This window comes from Umezawaea tangerina (genome assembly GCF_003002815.1).
GTDB lineage: Bacteria > Actinomycetota > Actinomycetes > Mycobacteriales > Pseudonocardiaceae > Umezawaea > Umezawaea tangerina.
In genome coordinates, this window is record NZ_PVTF01000008.1 from 602,506 (window position 1) to 609,886 (window position 7,381).

Sequence of the window (7,381 nt, forward strand, 5' to 3'; positions counted from 1 at the left end):
TGAGGGGTCCGCGCTCACGGCCGCTGCGGACGATGGCACGGCGGGGGCGCGGTGGCCAGCGGGTCGTTCCGCGCGCCAGGACCGCCTCAGCAGCCGCGCTGCTGGTGGACGGCGAGGCGCAGCGACACCGGCACGCTCTCGTACAGGACCCGCCGCAGCAGCGGGTGCGCGAACCGGACCTCGTCGTCGGACTCCTGCAGCGCGCCGACCTCGAGCGCTTCGGCGAGGACGTCGACCAGGTCGCTCGCCCGCGCCCCCGTGGTGGCCATGATCTCGTCCACCGAGCAGGAGTCGCCGAGCAGGGCCATGGCGCGCAGCACCTCCCGCGCCTCCACCGACAGGTGCCCGAAGTGGTCGAGCACGACGGCGGCCACCGAGTGGGGAACCGCTTTCCACTTGCGCACCTGGCCGTGGTGCTCGACGGCGGCGGCCATGGCCAGCAGGTACGCGGGGTTGCCGCCCGCGAGCGCGACGATGGTCCGCACCGAGGTGTGCGCCAGCGGCTGGACCCGTTCCAGCAGGTCCCGCGCCTCGGGGTCGGTCAGCGGCGGCAGCAGGACGGTGGTCGACCGGAACTCGCCGGTCAGCTCGCGCATCAGGTCGAGGTCGCGCCTGCCGGGGAGCGGGCGGCACGCCGACACCATCAGCAGCGGGCGGTGCTGGCTCAGCCCGCGCAGGTAGTGCCACACCGACAGGCTCTCCAGGTCCGCCCACTGGAGGTCGTCCAGGACCATCACCAGCGGCTGGGTGACGTGCGACCCGACGACCTGGCGCACGTGGTCCAGCACCGAGGACACCGGGGTGTCCGGGCCGAGGCTGACGTGCGCCGACGGGACGTGGGGGAGGGCGGCGCCGATGTCGCTGAGGCAGCGCTCCACGGTGTAGAAGGGGATGTCCTGGGTGAACTCGTCCGCGCCGGTCCAGCTCACCGTGCAGCTCGCGGCCGTTGTGCCCGCCAGCGCCTCGGCGAGCAGCGCGCTCTTGCCGCTGCCGGGGGCGCCCTCGACCCAGACGCACCCGCCGCGGCCCGCCAGCACGTCCGCCACCGACGACCGCAGCCGGGCGACCAGGTCGGCGCGCCCCACGAACGGCTTGGACGCGCGGGTGCGGGCGGCGATCCGGAGCGCCTGCCGCGACCCGGTGAACTCCGACGGCTGGCCGACCGTCGTGTCGCCCGCGAGGATGCGCTGGTGCAGCGCGCGCAGCGCGTGGCCGGGCTCGGTGCCGAAGCGGTCCACCAGCACGTCGCGCGCCCGCCGGTAGGCCTCCAGCGCGTCGGTCTGCCTGCCCGCCCGGAACATCGAGGTCATCAGCAGGCCGTGCAGCCCCTCGCGCGCCGGGTTCGCGCGCACCAGGTCGACCAGCTCGTCGATCACCTCGTCGTGCCTGCCGGTGGCGACGAGGAGTTCGGCCCGCCGTTCCAGCACCGAGAGCCGGACCTCCTTGAGCCGCAACCGGTTCGCCTCGGCGAAGGGACCCGGCACCCCGGAGAGCGCCTCGCCGTTCCACAGCGCCAGCGCCTCGTCCAGCGCGACGAGCTCGTGGGCGGTGTCGCCCGCCTCGTTGAGCACGCGCGCCTGTTCGCGCAGCCGGTCGAGCCGCTGCACGTCCAGCGCGTCCGGCCGCAACGCCAGCTGGTACCCGGCGTAGGACGTCGTGAGCGCGGTGGCCTTGGGCGCTCCAGCGGGCCCCAGGGCGCGCCGGAGACCGGAGATGTAGGTGTACAGACCACCGGACGCGCTCGCGGGCGCCTCCGGCCCCCACACGGCGTCGATGAGCTCCGCGCGCGACATGGAGTGGTTGGCGCGCATGGCCAGAGCGGCGAACACGGCCCGTCTCAACCCGCCGCCCAGCGGCACCGGCCTGCCGTCGTGCCAGGCCGCGGGCTCACCGAGGAGGACCACTTCGAGTGACAGGTCCGCCGAAGTCACGCACACCTCCGCACGCACGAGGATCGAAGTGCGTCACCGGCGGCCCGCGGGGGACGGCGATCGCGCGTTCACACCCCGCCGAGACGTTACGGTCGCCCATCCGGGAATGACATCCGCCAGGTGGTTGTGTCGGGAATACCGGGCTTGTGCACTATAGGAAAACGGGCGTGACCCATACCGTCCGGGCACGTGGGTCTGCCCGTTCGGACGGACTATTCCGCCCCTGGGTGCGAACGCATTCCGTTCGGGCGCCCCGGAACGGCCGGAACGGGTGGTGCCCCGCCCGTTCCGGGGGCAGGACCGGCGTCGGTCGACCACCCGTGGGAAGCGCTTACTCCGGGCGGACTGACCGCTCCGCGCCCGCCGAGCCCATCGCGTCCGCCAGCATCTCGGTGAACTGCCGCCGCAGCGGCGTCCTGAGCGGCGCGGGGATCCTCTCGTAGGCCGCCCGCCACAACGCGGTCGTGCGGAACGCGAACCCCTGCGCCTCCCGGACCACGACCTGCCCGGCGACGGCCTCGTCGAGCGCCGCCCTGACCGCGTCGGCGGGCAGGGCCGTGACGACGACCAGGTCCGACTCGGTGAACTCCGCCCCGAGCACCGCCGCCGACCGCACCACGCACATCGACGCGGTGGACACCGACAGCAGCGTCCGCTGCGCCGCGGACGCCGTGCCCCGCACCGGAGGCCCGGTCTCGACAGGGGTGGTGCCGCCCGGCCTGCTGGACACCTTGCGCCCGCGCAGCGCGCGGCCGAGCTCCAGCAGCCGCAACGGGTTGCCCGCCGCCTGCGTGGCCAGCCGCACGGCGGTCCACGCGGCGCAGCCGCCCGCCGTCTCGCGGACCAGGAGCTCGGCGTCGGCGGGGCCGAGGGGGGCGAGGTCGACCACGTGGCCGTCGGCCTGCCGCACGGCCTGCCGGAGCGCGTCGAGGTCGGGGCGGTCGCCGTGCGGGCGCGAGGTGGCCACCAGCAGCAGCGGCAGGTCGCGGGTGGCCTGGACCAGCCTGCGCCACATCCGGATGGTGGCGCCGTCGGCCCGGTGCAGGTCGTCGATCACCAGCACGAACGGGGTCTTGGCGCAGGTCCGCACGACCAGGTCGGCGACGCGGTCGTCCACGCTGTCCTCTTCGAGCCCCGGCGCGTGCCTGCCGCCGGGGGCCAGGTCGATGTCGAAGCAGTTCATCAGCACCTGGAGGTCGAACCGGCCGAGCAGCTCGTCGGCGTGCGCCCAGCCCAGCGTGCAGCCCCCGGTGTCCGCGCCCGCCAGTCCCGCGGTCAGCAGTGCCGACTTGCCGGTGCCGGCGTCGCCCTCGATCCACACCGCGCCACCGGTTCCGGCGACCAGGTCGTCGACCAGCGCGCGCAGCCGCTCCAGCGCGGCCGCCCGGCCGACCAGGTCGGGCTGCGGCCTGGTCATCGAGTCCTGGACCGACGCGGGCACCACCGGGCCGGGCGCGCGCCGGGAGACGGCCGTCGACGGCCTGCCGGACAGGGGGCTCGCGTCCGCGCGGATGCGGGCGTGCAGCTCGGTCAGCGCGGGTCCCGGTGACACCCCGAGCTCCCTGGCCAGGGTGAGCCGGGCGTCCTCCACCGCGGCGAGCGCCTCGGCGTGCCTGCCGCACCGGTGCAGCGCGAGGGCGAGCAGCTCCCTGGCCGACTCCCGCAGCGGTCGCTCGCGGACCAGGTCGGCGGCGTCGGCGACGACCTCGTTCTGGTGCCCCGCCTCGATGAGGATCCGCGCGCGCTGCTCGATCGCGGCGATCCGCGACTCGCCGAGGCGCTGGCCCTCCAGCTCCGCGTACGGGCCGGGGACGGAGGAGTACGCCTCGCCCTTCCACAGGCCCAGGCCCAGCGTGAGCGAGTCGACCGCGCCTTCCAGGTCGCCGTTCTGCAGGCGCCTGCCCGCCTCGGCGCGGCACCGCTCGAACGACAGGCTGTCGACATCGGCCTCGTCGAGCTGCAGCCGGTAGCCGCGCGGGGTGGTGACCAGCAGGTCCCGTGCCGGACCGAGGGCGCGGCGCAGCCCGGAGACGTAGGTGTGCAGGTTGCCCTGCGCGGTGGCGGGCGCCCCCGTGCCCCACACGGCGTCGGTCAGCTCGCGGTAGGAGACCTCCTCGGCGGCGTTGCCGACGAGCACGGCGAACGCGGCGCGCTGCCGTGCGGTGCCGAGTGCGATTTCGGTGTCGCCGAGCCACGCCCTGAGCGGGCCCAGCACATCGACTCGAAGTCTGCCGTACACCTGGCGGTTCCTCCCGGCCACGCCCGCGGCTGAGCTGTGGTCTTCCTCGTTCCGGTGGTCGGACTTCGGCGGGACACCCGCCGGTCGACCCTCCTGTGCAGGGGAAGGGGCCACCGAGTGGTCACCGGTCTTCCCCCTTCCGCGCCGTTCCGCCCCCGTCGCCGCGTTCGTCCACAAGGGACCGACGAGTGCCGGACCGGGTCGTTCCGGGCCGACGTCCCGAGTCAACCCCTAAGTTGTGGACCTTGGAAACGGCTCCGGGCGGAGCGGGCCCCTTCGGACGCCACGGCGTGCCCGATCAACAGCCACGGCTGTGCGGCCCGGTCTTCGGGCCCCTACCGGGCACGTTCCCGCCGGGATGCGGGCCTGCTCGCGGGCGCCCGAGCGCGTACGGTCGGCGCAGGTGGGACAAGTCGCCGCCCCGACCAGTGTGGCAGCTCCGGCGGCCGGTCCGCCGGGCCGGTCCCGCAGTCGGGGTGCCGGGCTGGGAACGGGCTCGGTGGCGCATGTGTCCGATCTTGACACGCCGGAGGCCCGCTCACGATCATGGATGTCGCCGGACAGGTGCGGCTTCGTCCGTGGTCGAGTGGCGACCACCCCGGTAGCGCAGTGCTCGGGAACGACGACACGGAACCGCGAGTAGTGGCACATGACTCCACCGCACGGGCAGGCGACCTCGCGAGGCGACGACCGGGAACCCGGTGTCGACCTCCTGCCGGGGGTGTTCGCACCCTCCTACCTGCTGCCCGTGCCCGGTCGCAGGCCCGTTCGCCGGACCCCGCCGGGCGACCTCGTGGCGGAGGCGTTCGGCATCGAGGGGGAGCGCTTCGGTCCGGAGGTCCCCGCGAACCGGGACGACCGGCCCCCTGATCCCGACGCCGTGTTCGGCACTCCCGGCCCGCCCCGCACCCACGGCCCCGACTGCGCGGCCGCGCTCGCCGTTGCCGCGCTGGGCCGCGGCGTCGACCGGGCCGCCGCCGTGCGGTACGCGCGGGCGGCACTGGCCGACCCGGACTGCGGCGCCGACGCGGGCTGCGCGTGGCACGCGCTGGTGACCCTGGTCGAGGCGGACGACCTCCCCGCCGCCGACGCCGGGTGCGTGCGACTGGCCGCCACCCCGCTCGGCGACCAGGTCCGGGCCCTGGTCCGGGGCCGGATCAGCTTCCTGTCCGGCGACGCCGGGGGCGCCCGCGAGGTCCTGGAGGCACGGCTGGCAGCCGGCGTCGACCCCGCACTGGAGCCCGCCGCCACCGCCTGGCTCACCGACGCGCTGGTCGGGCTCGGCGACACCAGGACCGCGGGCGAGCTGCTGCTGCGGCGCGGCTACGCGGACGCCCTGCCCCGCGAGGTAGCCGGACGGCCGCTCGTCCTCGCCGCCCGCGGCGCCCTCCGGCTCGCCGAGGGCGGTGTCCTGCGCGGCGTCAAGGACTTCCTGCTCTGCGGCCGCGAGCTCGCCAACGCCGGTTTCGCCACCGGCGCCACCCTCACCTGGCGCTCACGTGCCGCCCTGGGCGCCCTCGCCCTGCGCTCCCACGACCTCGCCGTCGAACTCGCCCACACCGAACTGAAGTCCGCCCGCGCCTGGGAAGCCCCCCGCACCCTCGGCTGGGCTCTCTACGTGTCCGCACTCGCCGAAGCGGGCGACCGCGGCGTCGCCCTGATGACCGAGGCCGTCGACCTCCTCGACTTCGCCCACGCCCGCCACGAACTGGTCCGCGCCCTCTACGACCTCGCCCAGCTCCTCGACAACCGCGGCGACCTCAGCCGCGCGCGACGAGCCCTCAAACGCGCCACCGCCACCGCCGAGCAGTGCCACAACGCCTACTGGACCACCCACTGCACCCGCGCCCTGCGCACCCTCGCCGCCGGCACCCCAGAGGAAGTCCTCACCAACCAGGAAGCCAGAGTCGCCGAACTGGCCCGCGCCGGCTACCGCAACGACGAGATCGCCGCAAAAATGGGCCTGACCCGCCGCACCGTCGAGTTCCACCTCTCGGCCATCTACCGCAAGCTGGGCATCGCAGGCAGACGCGACCTGCACACCGCCATGACCGCCAGAGCCTGAAAACACAGCCCAAAAACACCCACCGCCCACTGATCCCACCGATGGCCGGTGAGCGGTGAGCGGTGAGCGGTGAGCAAGCAAACACCCGAAACCACAACGAAACCGAGCACGCCCGTCCGCCCGTGCGGCCGACTTGACTTGGGGTTTTTGGGCTTAAACTTGCGGCGGCGGGCAGGCTCTACCACCTGCCCTTTTTCGCCCGACGAAGCCCAAAAAAGGGGCCCCAAGTCAAGTCGGCCGCACCCGGAGACCGCTGTAGCGACACCCCGATTACACCTCAGCGACCAATATCCCGCTCACACCTCAGCACAGACATCCCGCCGAGCTCTCGACACCAACACCCGATACCAACCAAACCCACTAACCAACCGACACCGCAGGTGCCAACCCCTCCACCGGCTCCATGTCCTCCGCCAGCTTCATGGCCTCCTCGATCAACGTCTCCACGATCAGGTGCTCGGGCACGGTCTTGATCACCACGCCCTTCACGAAGATCTGTCCCTTGCCATTCCCCGACGCCACCCCGAGGTCCGCCTCCCGAGCCTCTCCCGGCCCGTTCACCACGCACCCCATCACCGCGACGCGAAGGGGGACCTCCATCCCCTCCAACCCCGCCGTGACCTGCTCCGCCAACGTGTACACGTCGACCTGGGCCCGCCCGCACGACGGGCACGACACGATCTCCAGCTTGCGCGGCCGCAGGTTCAGCGTCTGCAGGATCTGGATCCCGACCTTGATCTCCTCCACCGGCGGCGCCGACAGGGACACCCGGATCGTGTCGCCGATGCCCTGGCGCAGCAGCGCGCCGAACGCCACCGCGGACTTGATCGTCCCCTGGAACGCCGGTCCGGCCTCGGTCACGCCGAGGTGCAGCGGGTAGTCGCACCGCTCGGCCAGCTGCTCGTAGGCGGCCACCATCACGACCGGGTCGTTGTGCTTCACCGAGATCTTGATGTCGTGGAAGTCGTGCTCCGCGAACAGCGAGGCCTCCCACAGCGCCGACTCCACCAGTGCCTCGGGGGTCGCCTTGCCGTACTTCGCCAGCAGCCGGGGGTCCAGCGACCCGGCGTTCACGCCGATGCGGATCGGGGTGCCGTGGTCCTTCGCGGCGGCCGCGATCTCCTTGACCTGGTCGTCGAACTTGCG

General features: G+C 73.6%; 4 protein-coding genes. 1 reads left to right on the plus strand and 3 read right to left on the minus strand.

All coding sequences use genetic code 11. The features are described 5' to 3' along the window. Positions 1 to 86: 86 nt before the first annotated feature. Together CLV43_RS28155 and CLV43_RS28160 are read right to left on the minus strand one after the other, a co-directional pair. The gene (locus CLV43_RS28155; RefSeq protein WP_106190551.1) at positions 87 to 1,931 is read right to left on the minus strand and encodes an ATP-binding protein; all 1,845 of its coding nucleotides are present in this window, start codon (positions 1,929 to 1,931) and stop codon (positions 87 to 89) included. A gap of 331 nt (positions 1,932 to 2,262) precedes the next feature. Beyond that, the gene (locus CLV43_RS28160; RefSeq protein ID WP_170156047.1) at positions 2,263 to 4,170 is read right to left on the minus strand and encodes an ATP-binding protein; all 1,908 of its coding nucleotides are present in this window, start codon (positions 4,168 to 4,170) and stop codon (positions 2,263 to 2,265) included. 649 nt (positions 4,171 to 4,819) lie between these two features. On the opposite strand from CLV43_RS28160, the gene CLV43_RS28165 reads away from it, so the two are divergent. Next, complete coding sequence (locus tag CLV43_RS28165) at positions 4,820 to 6,235, plus strand: LuxR family transcriptional regulator (RefSeq protein WP_106190554.1); 1,416 nt, start codon at positions 4,820 to 4,822, stop codon at positions 6,233 to 6,235. Between the two features lie 360 nt (positions 6,236 to 6,595). On the opposite strand, the gene ispG is transcribed toward CLV43_RS28165, so the two are convergent. Then, positions 6,596 to 7,381 (minus strand): flavodoxin-dependent (E)-4-hydroxy-3-methylbut-2-enyl-diphosphate synthase (gene ispG / locus CLV43_RS28170; protein WP_106190555.1); only part of this gene is annotated, 786 nt, incomplete at its 5' end.

Excerpts from the sequence above, each read along its gene's own strand:
- CLV43_RS28165 (WP_106190554.1), top strand. The coding sequence starts at position 4,820 with ATGACTCCACCGCACGGGCAGGCGACCTCGCGAGGCGACGACCGGGAA.